This is a genomic window from candidate division KSB1 bacterium (assembly GCA_034521575.1).
In the GTDB taxonomy this organism is placed as follows: Bacteria; Zhuqueibacterota; Zhuqueibacteria; order Residuimicrobiales; family Krinioviventaceae; genus JAXHMJ01.
The window spans coordinates 379585-400620 of record JAXHMJ010000002.1 but is presented as its reverse complement, the minus strand read 5'-3'; the positions used below and the strand labels follow the sequence as shown (position 1 = coordinate 400620).

Annotated in this window: 17 protein-coding genes; 2 read left to right on the top strand and 15 right to left on the bottom strand. The window is 45.4% G+C overall.

Annotation, left to right across the window (positions count from 1 at the left end):
- The 14 genes from U5R06_04545 to U5R06_04480 form a co-directional block, all read right to left on the bottom strand.
- Entirely contained in the window at positions 1-900 is a 900-nt protein-coding gene (locus U5R06_04545) for a response regulator (protein ID MDZ7722100.1), read from the bottom strand.
- A gap of 8 nt (positions 901-908) precedes the next feature.
- A complete protein-coding gene (locus U5R06_04540) occupies positions 909-1817 on the bottom strand; it encodes a GspE/PulE family protein (protein ID MDZ7722099.1) in 909 nt (302 codons plus the stop codon).
- Positions 1733-2695, bottom strand: a complete 963-nt coding sequence (locus U5R06_04535; protein ID MDZ7722098.1) for a hypothetical protein — start codon at positions 2693-2695, stop codon at positions 1733-1735. Before U5R06_04535 ends, U5R06_04540 begins: the two co-directional genes overlap by 85 nt.
- Positions 2696-2697: 2 nt before the next feature.
- Positions 2698-4038 carry a type II secretion system F family protein gene (locus U5R06_04530; protein ID MDZ7722097.1) on the bottom strand — a complete coding sequence of 447 codons (1341 nt, stop codon included), beginning with the start codon at positions 4036-4038 and terminating at the stop codon, positions 2698-2700.
- A 91-nt stretch (positions 4039-4129) separates the two neighbouring features.
- Complete coding sequence (locus tag U5R06_04525) at positions 4130-4525, bottom strand: hypothetical protein (protein ID MDZ7722096.1); 396 nt, start codon at positions 4523-4525, stop codon at positions 4130-4132.
- Positions 4486-4920 (bottom strand): response regulator, encoded by a 435-nt coding sequence (locus tag U5R06_04520; protein ID MDZ7722095.1) that lies wholly within the window; start codon positions 4918-4920, stop codon positions 4486-4488. Before U5R06_04520 ends, U5R06_04525 begins: the two co-directional genes overlap by 40 nt.
- Positions 4921-8398: 3478 nt before the next feature.
- Positions 8399-9769, bottom strand: a complete 1371-nt coding sequence (locus U5R06_04515) for a sigma-54 dependent transcriptional regulator (protein ID MDZ7722094.1) — start codon at positions 9767-9769, stop codon at positions 8399-8401.
- Between the two features lie 18 nt (positions 9770-9787).
- Complete coding sequence (locus U5R06_04510) at positions 9788-11680, bottom strand: ATP-binding protein (GenBank protein ID MDZ7722093.1); 1893 nt, start codon at positions 11678-11680, stop codon at positions 9788-9790.
- An 85-nt stretch (positions 11681-11765) separates the two neighbouring features.
- On the bottom strand, positions 11766-12140 hold the full coding sequence (locus tag U5R06_04505; protein ID MDZ7722092.1) for an NAD(P)-binding protein: 375 nt from the start codon (positions 12138-12140) through the stop codon (positions 11766-11768).
- A gap of 164 nt (positions 12141-12304) precedes the next feature.
- Complete coding sequence (locus tag U5R06_04500) at positions 12305-13846, bottom strand: hypothetical protein (protein ID MDZ7722091.1); 1542 nt, start codon at positions 13844-13846, stop codon at positions 12305-12307.
- Positions 13847-13921: 75 nt separating this feature from the next.
- Positions 13922-15616: a hypothetical protein gene (locus U5R06_04495; GenBank protein MDZ7722090.1), complete on the bottom strand. Its 1695-nt coding sequence runs from the start codon at positions 15614-15616 to the stop codon at positions 13922-13924.
- On the bottom strand, positions 15534-15911 hold the full coding sequence (locus U5R06_04490; GenBank protein MDZ7722089.1) for a hypothetical protein: 378 nt from the start codon (positions 15909-15911) through the stop codon (positions 15534-15536). Before U5R06_04490 ends, U5R06_04495 begins: the two co-directional genes overlap by 83 nt.
- A gap of 21 nt (positions 15912-15932) precedes the next feature.
- A complete protein-coding gene (locus U5R06_04485) occupies positions 15933-17522 on the bottom strand; it encodes a hypothetical protein (protein ID MDZ7722088.1) in 1590 nt (529 codons plus the stop codon).
- 89 nt (positions 17523-17611) lie between these two features.
- Entirely contained in the window at positions 17612-17971 is a 360-nt protein-coding gene (locus tag U5R06_04480; protein ID MDZ7722087.1) for a hypothetical protein, read from the bottom strand.
- Positions 17972-18097: 126 nt separating this feature from the next.
- On the opposite strand from U5R06_04480, the gene nadA reads away from it, so the two are divergent.
- Positions 18098-19144: a quinolinate synthase NadA gene (gene nadA, locus U5R06_04475; GenBank protein ID MDZ7722086.1), complete on the top strand. Its 1047-nt coding sequence runs from the start codon at positions 18098-18100 to the stop codon at positions 19142-19144.
- A 188-nt stretch (positions 19145-19332) separates the two neighbouring features.
- Positions 19333-19602, top strand: coding sequence for a hypothetical protein (locus U5R06_04470; protein MDZ7722085.1), 270 nt, complete (start codon positions 19333-19335; stop codon positions 19600-19602).
- Between the two features lie 209 nt (positions 19603-19811).
- On the opposite strand, the gene U5R06_04465 is transcribed toward U5R06_04470, so the two are convergent.
- Entirely contained in the window at positions 19812-20846 is a 1035-nt protein-coding gene (locus tag U5R06_04465; protein ID MDZ7722084.1) for a hypothetical protein, read from the bottom strand.
- Between the last annotated feature and the right edge of the window lie 190 nt (positions 20847-21036).

Here is a 21036-nt window from a genome sequence, read left to right as displayed (position 1 = left end):
TTAATTCAACGGAACAATATTCTTGTTCAATAATCGCGCCATATTGTCCGCGGCAGTGCAATATTTTTTTGAAAGGCCGAGTGCGGCGTTTTTGTAATATTGATTGTACAATTGATGTTTTGCCAGAAACGCTTGCAAAAGTTTCTGTGAAACAACAAACAAGCGGCTCTTTTCACTCGCTTTTAAAAGATACTGACTTTTTACGCCTTGAAGATCGAACAGGCAGGATTCTCCTATAGAGTCTCCGGTCTTGAGTTGTCCCAATGCAAGTGGTCCGTATGTAAGGGACAGGGCGCCGTCATACACCACGAGCATCTCTTTGAGAATGTCTACCTCTATGGTTTCCCCTTTTTGAAGCTCTACCCGGCGAGATTGTTTAAGCAGTTCCTCTATTTTTTCTTTCGGCATGTTGAGAAAAATGAGAGGCCATTTTTGCTTTTCAGTTTGTTTTTTAGCAGCCGATTTGTCTGCGGGAGCGGCCTTTGTTTTTTCAGGCTCGGCTTTCTTTTGCTTCTGTGGCTGCCCCTCGGGTTTTCCGATCACATCCTGAACTTTTTGCAGCAGCTTTTCGGAGAACATGGGCTTTGTCATAAAATCATCCGCGCCGGCTGAAATCGCTTTTTTGCGCAAATGTTGACCATTAAATCCGGTAAAGGCAATGATATACGAATCTTTTAAAGCTTTCCGGATCTTGACAATCGTATCAAACCCATTCATAGGTCCGGGGAGCACCAAATCAACAAATGCCAGAGCATATTCGCTGTCACCGGCCTTTGCCAGAGCCTCCGTCCCATCTGCGGCGGTTTCCGCCTCGTATCCCTCCGACGTTAATATCTCTGCTGAACTTTTACGAATCTCCTTTTCATCATCAACGATTAAAATCTTTCTATTCTCTGCCATGCGCTATTTTACTCCAGGGTTACAGCAGCCACTTCCTGTAAGGATGTAACGCCCTGGAGCGCGCGCATCAGGGCTGCTTCCCGCAACGTTTTCATACCGCGTTTGCGGGCTGAGGCGCGAATGGCGTATTCATCCAAATCACCTTTTGAATCCAGTATTATATTACGGATTTCAGGTGTAAAAGTCAATACTTCATGGATACCCATTCGGCCTTTGTAACCATTGGTGCAATTTTCACATCCCACCGGCTTGTGAAAGGTTGCTTTCTGGAAATCAGACTCTTTCATATCCAGCGCATAGGCAACAGCCGGATCAAGTTTTGTTTCCACTTGCTTACAATGCGGACAGAGCTTTCGGATCAATCGCTGCGCGACGACCAGGTTAATCGCATAACCGATCAGGAACGGCTCGATTCCCATCTTGAACAACCGCGAAACCACACCCACGGCATCATTGGTATGCAGGGTTGAGAACGTCAAGTGACCGGTATTCGAGAGTTTGATCGCCACTTCCGCTGTTTCCTTGTCACGAATCTCACCCACCATGACGATATCCGGATCGTGCCGCAAAATCGCGCGGATTGCTTTTTCAAAGCCCATTTTATGGCTGATCTTGAGCTGACGGGCGCCGACAATATTATACTCCACCGGGTCTTCCACCGTCAGGACATTGACCTCAGGCGTCAACACATGGTGCAATGCAGCAACCAATGTGGTACTCTTGCCACTTCCGGTCGGTCCAGTCAGGATTACCATACCTTGCGGCTTGTTGATGGCGTTGACAAACTCTTTTTGGGCGTAATCATCAAGTCCCAGCTTGCTCAGATCCGTGATCACCTTGCGGTCATCGAGCACACGAATGACCACACTCTCATACTTGCGGCCGAGAGAACCGGACACAATCGGCAGAATAGACACACGGAAACGAATAATGGTGCCGTCGATTTCACGCTGGATAAATCCGTCCTGGGCGGAATCCCATTCAAAGCGGTCGACATTTTTGGACCGGTCCTTGACGACAGCAAAAAAGCCTCCGGCCGGTAACCGGGTTGCGTGATCCAGTTCTTTAGTTTGCCGTCTTTGCGGAATCGAATACTGATATTATTGTCCTTGTCCGGAATGATATGAATATCACTGGCATCCTGACGCACCGCCTCTAACAGACAGCCTTCGAACAGATTAACCAGCACGCTTTTGTTGACCGCGGCGGCCAGTTCTTCCTCGTCAATGTTCTCTTCCTTGGGTTCCTCTGCCTGATCCAGAATTTCCTCTTCGGCGTCTTCAAGAACCTGCAGAAATTCGTTCTTCATACCGGCGGCGACGGCTTTTTCCAGGACCTGCTCTACATCTTCCAGGCGGGAATAGGCGATTTCAAATTTTTTAATGCCGCCGTTCAGAAAAACATCCGTCAGAACATTGTCGAGCGGATAAGGGGTGATAAAGAGCATAATATCATCGCTCTTGTCGCTGTACCCGAACGGAATAATTTTGCGCTTGAGAAACTGGGTTTGCGCTTTGGAGGGCAGATTTTCATAAAATTCCTTGATGAATTTCATGAAATATTCCGAAATCTCTCCCGGATCCAGCTTGATCTCACGAAAAGAATAGACCTTGCAGAATTTTTGATACAATTCATGCCGGTCAAATCCCATATCCTCGATCAATACATCTTCAAGCTTGCGTTCCCCGGAAGAGGCGTTCATTTTTTCGCGCGCTTTTTCGAGCACACTAACTTCCAGCGCGCCGTGCTTGGCGATCTTTTCAATGATCGCATTCGATAATGTGTTTATAGCCATAATTACATCCCCGGTAACTCTGGTTGTACAACTGCGGTTTCGCTCGACACAATGGTGAGCGCTGTCATGACAAGCATAATCACAAGCCCAATAACGACCTGGATCCACTCGGTGATCGCTTTCATGCGGTAAGACGTTTCCTTTTCATAATATTTGGCGATCTGAAGGGCGACCTTTTTCAAGGTACCGGATTCAGCGCCGGTATTAAAACGCGTAATCGCATTTACAGTAAACACATCGGATGCCTTTAAACTTTCCACAAATCCCTGACCGCGACGCACCATCATGGGAATCGTGATTTCCTTGATCTGTTTTTCCATATACTTGTTCCGGCATGCCTCGGCTGCGGTCCGGATCACTTCAATGTTCTCTCCGGAACCCGAATACATGGAATAAAAGACCCGGCAGAAAATTTCAATTGAACTTTTGTGCATCAAAGAACCCATAACCGGCATACGAATCATATATTTACCGGTGACCACCTTGCCTTTTTCGGTTTTGGCAAGCTGCCAGAGAATAATCGGCGGCACAATAACAGCCAGCAAAATCCATACCAAATTATCGGTAATAAAGTAACTGGCTTCCAGGGTAAACGCGGTCATGGGCGGCAATGTGGCGCCCACCCGGGCAAACATTTCCGCGGTCTTGGGGAAAATATATCCCACGTAAAACACCACAGCGCCGAATAAAACCAGCAAGGTTATAGTGGGCATGAGCAAGGCGCTGCGAATACTCTTTTTAAATTCATAGTCGCGTTCCAGGAATTTGGCGGTATTTTCATAGATCTCCGCCATATTACCGCTTTTAGAGGCCACGCCCAGCATTTTCGACGGGAATTCGCCCAGAGCCCAGGCCTGCTTGCGGAACACTTCCTCCCCGTCCATGCCGTCCTTGAGATCGGAAATGACTTCTTTGATCATTTTTTTCATGGATTTGTTTGAGGCGTCGATCTGCATCAGCTGCATAATCTCATCAAACGGTAGTTTTTCGTGCAGGAGATCGGCGGTCAGCCGAATAAAGGAAATCACGTCGGAATAGGGGGGTTTGAAATTCAAATTCAACAAGGATTTTTCAACTTTGATCTCCTTGTATCCCATCTGCTGCAACGCCAGTTCAAGGTCTTCCCTGGCGTAGGCCTGCTGCTCGCCGCGAACCAGCGTGCCGTCGCGTTTGCGGTACCGATACAAAAAAATGGTCTTTTTCTGCAAAGAGATCAGTTCAAAGCGGTATTGCCGGGCCAGACTGTCCACCCGCACCCGCGCTTCCTTTTTAGTGGCCGCAGTCAAATAACCGACGATGCGTTTTTTTCTCGAATTGAGACCGTTGTATCGATATTCCGCCATGAGGATCCATCTCTTTTATAAACGCAAAAACCAGCTTTACAGAGCAAGCTCTGTAAAGCTGGATTTGAAAGCTGTTAATGTAATTTTAAACTTAACGGTTGCCTACAGCCGTTCTTACGCTGTCTTCGTAAACAGTGACCGTCGCTTCACAATTACCGGCAACATCGTCACCGTCCATTGTACCTATACCAATAATCTGAACCTGATCAGAGGCTACAGTTCCCAAAGAATAGGTTCCATTATCATTGGAAGTTTTGGCTGTCAAATGCTGAATGGTCAGGTCTGCGAATGAATTACCGCCGCCGCCCATACCCGTGGGTTTCACATAGTATTGCTGGGCGCGCGCCGCCAGATTCAGCAGGTCATTGGTGACCGCTTCCAGGTTCGAAGACGCGGCCTGGCTGTTGAACATGTTGATACCGACCACCACGGCGATACCGACAATAATCACAGATAAAACGATGAGTAAAAGTTGCTGTTGTCCCATGAGAGACTCCTTTCAATTGATTTGAATATATTATGTGGAGAATGGTTTATCAACGCCAAGAGTTGTTTGACATCAAACGGCTTGTTCAGTTTCACAAACGGCTTGATTTCCGGATAGTCTTTTTCATAATCATCAAAATCATAAGCCGTCACCAGAATAATTTTGAGTTCCGGCGATATGCGTTTGGCAACCTGAGCAAGCAGCGCCCCGTTCATTTTGGGCATGCTTATATCGGAAATCAGAATGCTGTACTCGTCCCGGGTTAACAGCTCCAGAGCTTCTACGGAATCGGACACACCTTGCGTCTCAATACCCTGCTTGCTCAGGCCAATCGCCATACTGTGGACCAGATTTTTGTTATCATCAACAAACAATATTTTCAGGTGTTCTTTCAATCCATCCTCATTTGTTATTCTGATTTACTTAACAACAAATCCCGTGCCAAACAATGGGTCGATGTTATAACACCTTGCAAGCACTTGTTAATTTTACCCTTATATCTTACTGTCACTCTATCGGTGGAACTGGTAACTATTGAACCGATTTCAAATTGAAATTCGCTTTGTTTCAATTTGAAAAAGAAATGAAAAGGGGAGGTTTACAGCAAAAAGACAACGTTGTGTGACTGAATCATTAATGTATCAATTTGTGGCAGCAGCGCAGACCGTCGTTCAATCACGCGCCGCTATTTGCAACACCAGGCATTTTCAAATCCGCGAAACACCCGGTCTGATGAAATTTTGCACAGTCCCCGTCCCGGAAGGGACGGTATATCTATAGCAATATCCATCAAACGAAAACAGGCGTCCCATAGGGACGCAATAGGACCAATTTTAATCAGGGTGTGGAAAACCCTTTCCAGAACATCCCGGAATCAATCGTTCGCAGCATTGACGGACGGTTCCGGCCTATGGCGCCCCTGACGGGGCGCTTTTTTGGCTTCGCATGGGTTCTATAAATATTTTGTCCCTACGGGACAGGTTGGGTGATGCCGGAATTGAATGCAACAATGGAGCTATGGATGGGCTGATTGCCATTTGTCAGGCATCACGAGCCGAAGGATCATGACGAGATTAAAAAATGTCTCCCACCCTTTTAAATACATTTTTGCTCTCTCCAGCGGCTTTGATTCTAAATCGAAAAATAACTGCCCGTAGCCGCCCGTCCGGTTTCGCCGGTCGATATTGATTTCGTAAACAAGTTGCAAACAAGGTGTGATAAAGCCATTTATAAGTTATTGTATATCATTAATATAAATTAATATTTAAAAAGTACGTACTCTAGGATGTACTGATGAAATTTTGCACAATCCCCGTCCCGATAGGGACGGTATATCTATAGCAATATCCATCAAACGAAAACAGGCGTCCCGTCAGGGACGCGATAGGCGCCATATTGATCAAGGTGCGGGAAATCCCTTTCAGCATAGTCCGGAATCAATCGTTTGCCGCGTTGCCTGCCGTTTCCGGCATATGGCGCCCCTGACGGGGCGCTTTTTTGGCTTTGCATGGGTTCTATAGATATTTTGTCCCTACGGGACAGGCTCCCGATGCTCGGGACAGGCTCCCGATGCTCGGGACAGGCCCCCGATAGTCGGGACAGGCCCCCGATAGTCGGGACAGGCTCCCGATGCTCGGGACAGGCCCCCGATGCTCGGGACAGGCCCGATAGTCGGGACAGGCCCCCGATAGTCGGGACAGGCCCCCGATAGTCGGGACAGGCCCCCGATGCTCGGGACAGGCCCCGATGCTCGGGACAGGCCCCCGATGCTCGGGACAGGCCCCGATAGTCGGGACAGGCCCCGATAGTCGGGACAGGCCCGATTCTCGGGACAGGTTTGTGAGGTGTCATGAATGAAGGGCATGTAAAGTTCAAATCACCCTTGCAATGAAATATCGAGTTTACAAAAACTGGAATATTCAAATCCGGGAAACACTCGATATGCTGAATCTTCAATGCTGCACAATCCCCGTCCCGGCAGGGACGGTATATCTATAGCAATATCCATCAAACGAAAACAGGCGTCCCATAGGGACGCAATAGGACCAATTTTGATCAGGGTGTGAAAAACCCTTTCCAGAACATCCCGGAATCAATCATTCGCAGCATTGACTGACGGTTCCCGCCTATGGCGCCCCTGACGGGGCGCTTTTTTGGGTTCGCATGGGTTCTATAGATATTTTGTCCCTACGGGACAGGCTCCCGATGCTCGGGACAGGCTCCCGATGCTCGGGACAAGCCCGATAGTCGGGACAGGTTTGTGAGGTGTCATGAATGAAGGGCATATAAAGTTCAAATTACCCTTGCAATGAAATATCGAGTTTACAACACCAGGCATTTTCAAATCCGCGAAACACCCGGTCTGATGAAATTTTGCACAGTCCCCGTCCCGGTAGGGACGGTATATCTATAGCAATATCCATCAAACGTGAAACAGGCGTCCCATAGGGACGCAATGGGACCAATTTTAATCAGGGTGTGAAAAACCCTTTCCAGAACATCCCGGAATCAATTGTTCGCAGCGTTGACTGCCGGTTCCGGCCTATGGCACCCCTGACGGGGCGCTTTGTTGGGTTCGCATGGGTTCTATAGATATTTTGTCCCTACGGGACAGGCTCCCGATGCTCGGGACAAGCCCGATAGTCGGGACAGGTTTGTGAGGTGTCATGAATAAAGGGCATGTAAAGTTCAAATTACCCTTACAATGAAATATCGAGGTTACAAAAACTGGAATATTCAAATCCGGGAAACACTCGATATGCTGAATCTTCAATGCTGCACAATCCCCGTCCCGGCAGGGACGGTATATCTATAGCAATATCCATCAAACGAAAACAGGCGTCCCATAGGGACGCAATAGGACCAATTTTAATCAGGGTGTGAAAAACCCTTTCCAGAACATCCCGGAATCAATCGTTCGCAGCATTGACTGACGGTTCCGGCCTATGGCGCCCCTGACGGGGCGCTTTTTTGGGTTCGCATGGGTTCTATAGATATTTTGTCCCTACGGGACAGGCTCCCGATGCTCGGGACAGGCTCCCGATTATCGGGACAGGCCCCGATGCTCGGGACAGGCTCCCGATTATCGGGACAGGTTTGTGAGGTGTCATGAATAAAGGGCATGTAAAGTTCAAATTACCCTTGCAATGAAATATCGAGTTTACAAAAACTGGAATATTCAAATCTGAGAAACACTCGATATGCTGATTCTTCAATTTTGCACAATCCCCGTCCCGGAAGGGACGGCATATCTATAGCAATATCCATCAAACGAAAACAGGCGTCCCGTAGGGACGCAATAGGACCAATTTTAATCAGGGTGTGAAAAATCCTTTCCAGAACATCCCGGAATCAATCGTTCGCAGCATTGACTGACGGTTCCGGCCTATGGCGCCCCTGACGGGGCGCTTTTTTGGCTTCGCATGGGTTCTATAGATATTTTGTCCCTACGGGACAGGCCCCCGATGCTCGGGACAGGCCCCCGATTATCGGGACAGGCCCGATTATCGGGACAGGTTTGTGAGGTGTCATGAATAAAGGGCATGTAAAGTTCAAATTACCCTTACAATGAAATATCGAGGTTACAAAAACTGGAATATTCAAATCCGGGAAACACTCGATATGCTGAATCTTCAATGCTGCACAATCCCCGTCCCGGTAGGGACGGTATATCGTATAGCAATATCCATCAAACGAAAACAGGCGTCCCATAGGGACGCAATGGGACCAATTTTAATCAGGGTGTGAAAAACCCTTTCCAGAACATCCCGGAATCAATTGTTCGCAGCGTTGACTGCCGGTTCCGGCCTATGGCACCCCTGACGGGGCGCTTTTTTGGGTTCGCATGGGTTCTATAGATATTTTGTCCCTACTCTATTTCCCCCCTTCTTCTTCTATCGTTTGAGCGGGCTGATCTGTGGACAGGTCATAGCTTTTGATTTTTCGCCACAATGTAGTTGGAGATATCCCCAGTTTTTTGGCAATCAGTTTGGGATTGTTGCCGTATTTGGTTAAATGCTTCATAATTAGATATTTTTCCATTTCCTCCAGCGTACATTCCTCGAAATTGATATCATCGATCAGTACTTTTTTAGGAAAAGAAGGAGACAGGTCTTCCGGCCGAATAACGGTATGATCGGTTAGTGCGATGGTGCGTTCAACGAGATTTTCCAGTTCACGTACATTGCCGGGCCATCGATATTTGATCAGGATATCCATGGCCGCGTCGGAGATTTCAGGCACATTTTTATTCATTTGGCGGGCATGCGCATCGACAAAATGCCTTGCCAGCAGCGGTACATCCTCACTGCGTTCACGCAGACTGGGGATCTGTATGGGAATCACATTTAACCGATAGAACAGATCTTCGCGAAAGAGTCCGCTTTCTACCTGATGCGCCAGGCTTTTATTGCTGGCGGCAATCACACGCACATCCACTTGTATTTGCTTATCCGATCCCACGGGACGGATTTCCCCTTCCTGCAGCACTCTCAACAGTTTAACCTGCATTTGCGGAGAGATATCACCGATTTCATCCAGTAAAATGGTTCCGCCATGGGCCTCGGAAAACAGTCCTTTGCGTTCTTTTACAGCTCCGGTAAAAGAGCCCTTGATATGCCCGAACAACTCGGTTTCCAGCAGCGTATCCGGCAGGGCGCCGCAGTTAATCGAGACAATGCTTCCCTGCTGGCGCCGGCTGGTCGAGTGAATGGCGCGGGCAATGAGTTCTTTGCCCGTACCGCTTTCCCCGGATATCAAAACCGTCGAGTCTGTATTGGATATCTTGTCAATCAGAGTCAAGACCCCGTTCATGATCTCTGATTGATAAATAATATCAGGGAACTTGTTCCGGGTTTCACGGTCTACTTTTTCTTCGTAATACTTGCTCTTGTTGAGGGCGCGGCGGATCGCAGACAAGAGTTCTTCTACATGATACGGCTTTTTGAAATAATCATAGGCGCCCAGCTTCATGGCATCGACACTGTTTTCAATGGTGCCAAATGCTGTCAAAAGAATCACTTCGGTGCTGGGACAGAATTTTTTTGTTTTGCGCAAAATTTCGAGACCGTCAATCGGTTCCATTTTGAGATCCGTTACAATCAGATCATAAGCCTTTTCGCGCATTTTTCCCAGCGCTTCCATCCCATTTCGGGCTTCTTCCACATTATAGCCTTCTTTGCGAAGCAAAATGGTGAGTACCTGTCTGGGATTATCCATATCCTCAACAACTAAAATGTCTGACATATCATCATCTCCACAATATTAAACCGGCAGTGAAATGCTTACCTGCAATCCATTGCCGGCGCTGCTCTTGAAGCGGATGAACCCGTTGTGATGTTGTACAATTCGTTCGCTGATCGCCATGCCCATTCCAATACCTTTGTCCTTTGTGGTGTAAAAGGGCTGAACGATCTTTTGTAATTTATCCTGATCAAATCCGGGGCCATTATCCTTTATTGTAAATTGTACCTGGTCTCTGCCGATATAGTCCTGCTGCATGGATGAAGTAATTTCAATCTTGCCGCCTTCGGGCATGGCCTCGACGGCATTTTCCAATATGCTTTTAATCACATAAGCAATCTGACGCGAGTCCGCCTCGATCGTATCCACATCGGTTTCAAGAACGGTTTCAATTTTATAGACCTCGCCAAAATCTGCTTTTACAGCGTTGATTTCCTTTATCAACAGATCATTCACATGAACCGGTTCCAGTTCCGCTTTTTGAATCCTGGCAAACTGTAAAAAATCGGTAATGATCCGGTTCACACGCATGGTTTCTTCACCGATTATTTTGAACAATATGTGTTCGTCGCCGTCGAGCTCAAGAGACTGTTCCAGCACATCGATCGATGCGTTAATGGCGCCGAGAGGGTTTCGGATCTCGTGCGCCAGCGAAGCCGACATTTCACCCACCTCGGCCAGGTGTTGGGTACGATTTAGTTGATTTTGCAGTTCACGAATCTGCGTAACATCCGTCATATTGGCCAATACGATCAACGTATTGGGCAGCAAACTGACATTCAGATTCACCCGCTGGAATACATCATCGCCGGTTTTCAAAACAGATTCACAATTCAGCGGCTCGTCCATATATTCTGAACTGCGCGCGGTGACCATGATCTGTTCGATATCTTTTTGATCCGCGTTATCGAACAATTCGCTAAAATCATTGATACGTTCAATCTCGTTGCCGGACAACCCGCTCAAGCGCCTGAACTGATGATTGACCATGATCAGAGAGTTATCCGGAGCAATCAAAGCCAGAGCCGTCCCCGAGTGTTCGAACAACGTTCTGTACTTTAACTCGGACTGTTTGAGATCGGCTGTGCGCTTTTCAATTTCATGTTCCAGATTATCGGTGTAGCGCCTGAGCTGTTCCCGCGATTCTTTTAATTGCTCAATCATCGAGTTGAAGGATGCGGCAACGAGGCCAATTTCATCGTGAGACTGATGCTTGACATGGATTGACAGATTACCCTGCCCGATGGCGCGCGCCGCTGTCGTCAATTCTTTCAAAGGCAGACTGGCGCGGTCCATCAAGATCACACTGATGGTGATAAATATCAACAACAAGGCGCCGATGATCAGAATGGCCTGTTTGATCCAGGAATCCATACGCTGCTGCATGGAAACCGGAGAAATGCCGAGCAGCAACATGGGATTCTCCAAAAAGCCCGGCGAAGCGACTGTTCCGGCCCGATCATCCCCTTCCGGCCCCTCGATCGCGCGTATGAACCGGAAATGCTTGCCTCTGTTTTCATGCTCGATTTCGAGCATCTGCTGGGATCTGACCTCATCCCTGTCAAAGAACATGTCCTGGTACATATCTCCAGGGTCGTATTCTGCAATCGGCGTGCCAAATTTATTCAGAACGACCACATATAAAATACGGGAATCATTGCGGGCGGTTCTGATAAAGTCATTTATTTTCTCTGTATCGCGCTGCGTCACCACATCCCGGAGATAAAAGGCAAAATTATCAGTATAGGAATCCGCCCAGTGCTGCAGATTCTGCAGCATGGCTTTTTCACTGATGATATAAAAAAAGCCGCCGACACAGAGCGAAAAGGACAGAATAATAATCACCGTGTAAATAATCAGCCTGGTTTTCAGACTGATAAAAGATACGGTTTTTGATGTCTCGGATCCGTTCATGCAAGCTACCTCTCTCTATTCAATTGAATATAAAAAAATAGAGCCTGAATCACAATATATATTCCCGGTACCCCGGCGCCGAAGCTCAACGCTCCTCGTGATAGTTATCGCATATTCTTGAAAGACGCGCGCGCACCAGCATCACCACATCCGTTTCCACAGGATTTTTTTCTCCGTCCAGGATTGGTTGCGAAAGCGGTACGCCCTGAACGCTTGAGGAACCCTTTTCAACAGGTAAACTATTTAACCACCAGTCCATGACCCGTCCGGATTTGGGAAAAAACAGGAGCCCTCCAATATCTATTCGATTCCCCCGATAATTGACGGTTCGTGAAAGGCCGCCGATCACGGATGATTTCTTAAAGACAACGGGTTTGGTACGGGTCTGCTTGCAGAGTTCATAAGCTGTCGTAAGGCCCACAGGTTTGGCGCCGATAATAATGGCAGCGCGTTTAGACATGAATTGAGAATCCCAAAATAAAACCTTGATTTTTAATCTTACTTTAATTGCGTTTCAGAACAGGTAAAATGATTCAGATGTGTGATAAATACCCCCCCAAATAACAGAATTTCTCAAAATAATTTTGGGAAATCTTTCCACACAACAAAAATTAAGAAAATTCTTCATGTCTTTTTATTCAAGTTGTCTTTATACTTGTATTTTAAAATAATAAACAGGCCGGCAAATAATGTCAAAAAAACTGCGGAACCAAACAGCCAAATGTTGAGATTGGTTAATTCCGTATTTTGCATTAAAAACGGTCCTGTTTTCCCTTCTAATATATGCAGCACGGGAGACAGGTGAAGGTTGAAATAAAGAAGATTATTTTCAAAGACATTAATCCCCATTTGGCTGTATTTGAACTTTTGAAAATGAAGAAATGAAAACACCTCACCGGTGTTAAAGTACAATTCCTGCAGCACACAGACAGATGTTACCAGAAAAAGAATGATCTCTGCTTTCTTTCTTTTCATCTTTTCAAATGCCGGACCCAGTGGAATAAGAAAGAAAGGAATAGCCATAACCAGATACCTGGGTCCCAGACAAAATCCGCCATGCCAGTCGGTTCTGCATGAAATGAATATTATACGGAACGCGATCATGAACAAAATCAGGATCGACAGAGACTTGTATTGATCATGGAAGGAACGCCAAAACGCCAATCCCAGAATCACAGCCGGACAAAACCAGATAACCCCTTTGCCCGGGCTTAATAAAAGCCCGAGCAAACCTTCAAATGGTAATGTAAAAAAAGCATAGCGCAGATGAGGATCTGCTGTACGACCAGTCTCTAGAAATGATCCAAATCTCAGGTAATTATACAGGCCAATACAGGCAATGACCAGGAGAAATAAACTTGAAAATAGGAATAATTTTTTGATCCACTCGTACCTTTGAAGTTCTTTTTCTTGCTTGATAAGCGGGATAACTAAAAAAAAGGGGGCAAATAAAATTGCGCTAATATGAGTTGCGACAGCCAGTCCCAAAAACAATCCAGCTGCTAAAAGTGTTCGGTTTGGTTTAAAAGCCGTGCTGTATCGCAAAAGCTGCAAAAAAGACAAAAGCACAAACAACAAGGCCAACGGTTCACTGAAAAATGTGAGAGCGTAAGCGAATACCAAAGTTCCAAACGCAAACATGTTACCTATTAAATAGAGAATGAGTCTGGATGCCGTAAAAAATATCATGATCTTTAAAAACACGATCACTGACGCTGAACTGACAAAAACATAAAACAAACAGACCCAGAATCGCAAGGCATGCTCTTTTGCAGGCGTTGCAGTTTCTCCTCGTAGAAATGACATGATACCTCCCGGTACATAATGAGAGGTTGGGACTATGTTGAGGTAGCTTTGATACCATTTTGACTTGTTGATAATCTGCGATAACTTGATCAGCGGCACGGCAGCTATTGCCTGAGCCGGGCCAAAAATCGAATAGCGGTTTCCATCTTTGCCTTTGGGTAATCCAAACTCTTTCCACTGTAATTGTTCGGAAGCGTAAAAATGCCCTGAATCAGCCAGTGCCAAACTTGTTCTGAACATAATTTCACTGTCAGGAGAACGAATTGCCCCATAACTGAAAATCAAATAAACCAGAGTGGTCAGACAGAAAGCAACAAGTAATTCCTTTTTCGAAAGCTTTACTTTTGCAGCAGATGGCATAAAATTAATTCCTTAACGTTATCTACACTCATTTCTTGACATACAGCCAATAGGCTGCCGGGATATGATAACCGTTCAAGTTGATAACCATGTTCCGATCTTTAACGGTGTTTTCGGGATATGGATCAAAAATTCATTCATTTTTCCGGGTATCGATCCTAAAGTATCTGCAACAGCACCTGTAAATCCCGAAGCAAGCTGCAATGAAAACGAATTATAGTCATCCAATTCAATATCGATTAATTTGCCAAAGGCCTGAAGCTGAACAAACTTGGGGACGAAACAGCGAACAACCAGCCAATGATCACGATCCGAATATGAGCGGAAGTGAAAACGGTCCTGTCCCAAAACGGGTCTGGCGACATCCAAATACTCGAGAGAATCCCGTTGAAAAGACATACTAAAAGGTCTGGCGTAATGGACATCATAATCAAGCTGATAGGAATAATCACAACGCTCCTCGTCACAAACAAAACCGATGTCCAGACTATCTATACAAGTAAGAGAGTCGTTTAAGCGTGAGGCAAAAACGGGACTCGAAGACCTGAGAAGAGGCTGCCAATTCATCTTTTTTAACGAGGAAGAAATATCAAAAATAGTGGCAACTCTAATCTCTTTTTCACTTTTGAACAGCAGATTCGGAATAAGATGCTTTTCATTTTTATCCAGGAGATATTCAAACTGTAGTTCCGGATTATATTGTGCAGTTTTTAATCGATGCACCATAAATGGCATTCCCCGGAAATAAGGTGCAATCCCCCCCATATTAACGACATTATGACTCTCGTTAACATATTTTATTCCGGCATTATTGATTGTTCCGATTGTAGTCTGTTCATTGACAGACGCCAAAGCAGTGGTTAATATATCAATCCGGGTTTGAGTGCGGGCACAGGACTCGGCGTACAAATTGATAAAAACGGAAAATGACATGATCTGAAAACCGATGATCAGACTATAAAACAGAATTATTTTATTTTTTGATTTGAACAGATCTCGCACTGAATCAAACAAGTAGATTGTGAGTATCGGAAATATCCATGTAAAATATCGGTCTGTATGAATGCCCTGATAGCCGCTCCATGCCACCAGTGCGAACTGAAGCAGAACAGCCCCCAGCCACCAATATTCCACAAACACATGAATCGGCTCTTTGTCTCTGCGTGAAAACCGCCTTAAAAGTCCCCACATGATCAGTACACCGGCTACCACAGCCGGGAAATAAAATTCACGGGATCCAGTCCGTCCAAGAAATAATATCTCCCGAAAAAGAGCAAGAATATCTTTTACGAAAAAACTCAGTGCCGTCAGGATGTCATGACGAAAAAAATAATTTTTCCCGATGCCCGAATCAAATGCGATCATTCCGGTCAGACTGTAATTCAACATCATGATAAAACCGATTCCGGTCAGACCCGCAGCAACAGGTATCATATTGTTGACTGTGAGTCGCCTTGAAACCTTTTTAGCAGAGAAGAGCAGAAAAAGAGCGACGATAATAATACCCTCAGGTCTGGCGATTGCGACCAGAAAGAGCAGCACAGCCTGTAAGATCGGCTTTTTATAAAGCACCGCAAACCACAGCGCAAAAAGCAAGGTTACAAACAGCCCCATATCACTGGCGCCCAGATAAATTAAAATCAGCTGCCCGTTAAAAAGAACAGTCAATACAGCCGGCCATTTGATTTCAGGTGCAATGACACTGAGGATGCGCCAATAGAAAAAGAAAAAAACAGCACTCAATACAATATTCAGGATCAGCATCAGCATCTAAAAGTTCAAGACCGCGTATGCCTGTTTTATGCAGACCTGCTAATATCCAGACATATAAATGGCTGGATGACCCCGTTACGGGCTGTTCTCCTGCATTGAACTCATAGGCATGTCCATTCGCTATGGTCTTTGCAAACTGGGCATAAATCATTGAATCCATATTCAATACCGGGGCGTGGCCCATCAGCCCAAAGGGTTTGGCAGGTGCTAAAAATAAAAGGATAGAGAGAAATAGCAGAACAATGATGAAAAACAGGGATAAGAAATTATTTGTGTGTTGCGGATTCAGCATTCTTTTTTCCAATTGTCAGATTTACTGCGTTGTAAATATCCAATAGTGAGCGGGCAGATGATCACCATGAATCGCAAACCGGGTAAAAGGGCCAGCAATGGCTTCAGGGGGCAAGGCAAAAAGGTATTCATTGACTTTTTCCTCGCCCGGATCGAGCTCCAGAATGGTTTGAAACCCTGTTGTGGTTTTCAGCAATAACTCTTTAACGGTTTTTGTATCCGTTGCAACATTATGCACAGAGCCGAATGCCTGATATTCGACTGTATCCGAATTAACAAAACGTACCGCCAGCCAGTGTTGTGTTTCAGGTCTGGTTTTCAGGGTAAAATAATCAGATCCCATAACAGGCCGGGCCACATCAACACAGGAGATGGTATCAGCATGAAAGGAGAACGCAAACGGCAGCACCTTTTGAACATGATACTGGCTGTCGAGCCGATAATCACAGCGTTCTTCATCATCTGCAAATCCGATGTCCAGCTTGTCAGTCAAAAGCAGTGTATCAACTGCATGTAGGGTCAATGGCGCTGCACTTTGCCGGAGTGGTGACCAATCCATTGGGAAAACATAGAGAATATCATCAAAAATAGAGGGAACATCCACAAAATGTGCATCGGAAACCAGAGGCCCGGGAAAACCATGACTAGAGTCACTGGATAAGAAAAGATCAAATTGGGCATCAGGGACATACTGTATCTGTTTTAAACGAGAGATTTGTTCAAACACACCACGAAAAAACGGGTTTGTAACTCCAACTATGTTGATTACCCGATTTTCAGGCAAAAGATATTTGACACCACTGCCGCCTTGCAGGCCAAGTGTCAAATCCATACTAATCTCTGCTCCAAATTGTTCATACTCGGTTAATTCTGAACGTGTTTTGGCGCAGGCTTGTTTGTATTGATTGAGAAAAAACGGGTAATTCAGTATTTGAAACCCAATAAAAATGGCAAACAGAATACGAGTAACCGGCTTGTGAAGCGGCAAAGCCTGAATACCACGAAGCAGATACAATCCAATCAGCGGAAAGATCCAGACCAGGTATCGGTCAAGATGAACCCCCTGCCAGCTGCTTGCCGCCACCACGGCAAGTGATGAAACAGCAGATAGTATCCACCAGGTTTCAATTTTTCCGGTTTTTTCAAAATCAGGTTTGTCCCATGTGCGTTGCATCAAGCCCCAGAAAAAAAGCAGACCGGCAATCACAGCAGGAAAAAAATGCTGGCGGAATCCGCCGGATACGGCAAATACGATCTCGCGTATCAAAATCACAAAATCACGGGCGAAAAAGGTGAGGGCTGTCAATGTATCATAAAAATTAAAATACCCTTTGCTTGCTGTGGAATCAAAGGTCAGCATACTGGTCATATCAAAGTTGATACCCAGAGCCAGGATTACACCGGCAATACCGGCAGCCACTACACCCCATCCGGGAGACTCTGGTTTTGAAATTTGTTTCTCAATTACGGTCAGAACAGCGAAAAAAGCAGCGATGATCATACCTTCCGGGCGCGTTAAAGCCAAAAGAAAAAGCAAGCCGCCGCCCCATTTGCGCTTACCGTAAAGTAATAAGCAAAATACCCCGTAAAGAAGAAAAACAAACCAACCCATATCACTAAACCCCATAAAGACAAGAGCAAAGTGACCGCTGAAAACCAGCAAAAGAATACCCGGCCATACAAGAGAACGTGCAACCTTTTTTAAAATGAACCAGAAAAAAAGGACAGATCCCATAAGGAGCAGTATATTGAGAACCAACATGGCATCAAATAGTTGATAGCCGGTAAAGCCGAGCCTGTAACATAAAGCGAGCAGCCAGATATGGAATGACTCGTCGAGCCTGTCGTGGGGCCATCGCCTGCATTAAACTGATAGGCATGCCCGTCTGCCATAGCGCGGGCATATTGAGCATAGATTAATGTATCCGTATTCATGATAGACATATGTCCATCATATTGGTATGACTGCACCGCAAACACAAATAAAAGAACACCGATAAAACAAAGAGACAGAATAATCAGGACTGATAACATATTTTCGAAATTTTTAATTTTCCCCATCTCTAAATCCTTTTTTATGAAAATATTATTCTAATATAAAATAAATCCAGCAGTAATGAAAACGAAAAGATTGATTTTTTTACTTTCTTTGCTTACTTTACACGTTGAACTTTAATTGAGGATGTTATGGATTCCAGCGTACAATCAATATATGAAAAAATGCATGAAAAGCTGCATTCCGTTGTCCCGGAGGTTGAATTGCGCCTGAAAGCGGAACTGGTAGACGAAATTAATATTTTAAAACACGAAAAGAATGCGGTCATCCTGGGACATAATTACATGGAACCGGCTTTATATCATACCATTCCCGACCACGTCGGGGATTCACTGGCATTGGCCCGCAAAGCCGCGACCACGGACAAGGATATCATTGTGTTTTGCGGGGTGCGGTTCATGGGCGAAACCGCGAAAATCCTGAGTCCGGATAAAAAAGTTCTGGTTCCCTCTCCCAGGGCAGGTTGTTCTCTGGCGGAAAGTATCACCGCAGCGGATGTGCGTAAGCTGCGCAAACAGTATCCCGGGGTGCCGGTCGTCACCTATGTCAACACATACGCCGATGTCAAAGCCGAGAGTGATATCTGCTGCACCTCCGGCAATGCGAACGCGGTGGTCGAGTCTTTGAATACAGACACGGTCATTTTTTTACCGGATGAATTTATGGCCGAAAATATCGCCCGGGAAACGGGAATGCGGGTGATCTTTCCCACCAAAAATCCGCAGGATCTGGACAAACGCAACAAAGACCTGGACTATACGATTATAGGCTGGGGAGGCCGCTGTGAGGTGCATGAACAGTTCACGGTTGATGATATCAAACAGGTGCGCAAACAGCATCCGGAGGCCATTGTTCTCGCGCATCCGGAATGCCCGCCTGACGTGGTCAAGGCGGCGGACTATAGCGGGAGCACCTCGCAAATGATCCGCATGATCCGGGACAGTGAGGCCGGGCAATATCTGTTGCTGACGGAATGCAGCATGGCCGATAATATTATTGCGGAAAATCCGGACAAAGACCTGCTAAGACTGTGCAGTATCCGCTGTCCGCACATGCAGGAAATCACACTGGAGCAGACACGCGACGCGTTACTGAAAGAACAGTATGAAATACATGTGCCTGAGGATATCCGCAAACGCGCCTATCAGGCCGTCGAGCGGATGATTTCTATCGGATAATCCGGGACGGGGACACTCAACCTGCCGTTGAACACAGGTTCGGAACCGGGTGTGTGATCTGTCATGTTTGAGCGGAATCTGAAAAAAAGGTTGTTATGCAGGAAACGGATCATATTGATAAAACACCCGGACCCTCAAGACGATTTATGCCCGGCTTTTTTTCTCGTTTGCTCTGATCGTTCATATTTGTGTTTATTCCCGCTTACCGGAATGCGGCAACACAGTTTATTTTCGGCCCCTTGTCCACCATCGTGTATCACCCGCATTTTAGCCGCGAGCAGAAACTGGTGCTCAAACCGGGCTTTGATTACACCGATGTTCATCCTATCAACACACACACCCCGGACAATGCGGTTATTCTCATACCGGACAGTTCTGCGATGTATCAGGACTTTTTATCTTCCTGGCCGTATGGGCGCGATCCGATTCTGTTATTTTTGCCTGTGTTTTTATCCTGACAGTCGTGATTTATGGGATTAAAGACAAAACATTATCACAGCTTTTTATCGGCGCGGACTTTTTTATTCCAATTATCTGGTATTATATCGCTTCACAGCATCTGATCAAAAAGCTGTTCAATATAATTGAATATAGATGCTTATTCAAAGCAGAATCCTGAATGCAGCTTCAGCTATATCCAGTATCCAACCTGAACAGGGTATTAAAATTAATCAGAAATGACACTTGTCTCCGGGCAAGCGCTATTTTTGTTGTTATAAACATCATCAGATGTACTGCTTTTCTCATAATGTACCAATTTGGCACCGGTTTCTTTATAAACCGTCTTTTGGTACTCTGGGGCTTTTGGATAGTCTGTATGTTTCGTTAAATGAGAATAGAGAATCCAGATATTTTTACCAGTCAGCAATGTAATAGAATCCGGTATTCCTACTGTAAACTCGCTGTTATCAATATTGTAGTTTGGTTGATAAACCCGAAATGCCGGAAACGCATTCGGATACACATATAGAGCATCCGACGCTTGTCTGTTTTCTGTAAAAATTTCAAGGAGCGGTTTTATCTCTTCCATTTTGATAGGTTTATATGATAATTCAATTCCGGTTTTAAGAAAGGGCATGCAAAGAAATAAAACAAAAATCCAACCAGCCAATCGTTGACAAGAGAAAAGGGGTATCATACCAGACGCTATGACAATATAAAATATTGGCAGAAGAAATAAAACCATACGTCCTGAAAACGGATATTTTTGAATCATCGAAGCAAAAACCGGCATCACAAATATCAATACAAGTATAAACGCCTTGACAGGCATTGTTTTAAAAAAGTGATAAAGGCCCAGCAAAAAAACAATAACAGCAGCGGATACTGAAACATAGGGAATACCGGCATAGTGAATGAAATTCTGAAACATATGCCCGATGCGCTGTAAGGATAGAGTATCTGACGGAAGAGGTATAAACGCAAAATTCCAATAAGCCGTTAAATCACCCATTTGAATACCCTGCCGCTGTACAAGAGCAAAAGCAATCGTATTGAACAGCCAAAACAAAATGGGGAAAAGAAGCATGGCTGTTTTCTTATGAAAATATAAAACCACAAAATAAATCGAACCCGCTGCAATCAAAAAAAGTGTGGCAAATGAAAACCATAGTGCCAGACTCCCCAGGACCCCCATAATAACTGCATCTGCCAGGCGGACGTTATCTTTTTTTTGTACCTGAAAAAAGAGCAAAAGCAGCACAACCGTCCAAAACACATCCAGTGAATAGGGCTTTAGCTCCTGACTATAATAAATCAGCTGCCGGGAACATATAAAGAAAAACAATGCGATCGATGTGATCTTTTCGTCAAATATTTCACGCAGTAAAAAATAAACCAGGAATACTCAGTAACGTCCGGTTAGGTAATTGCAACGCTCAGATTCTACAAAA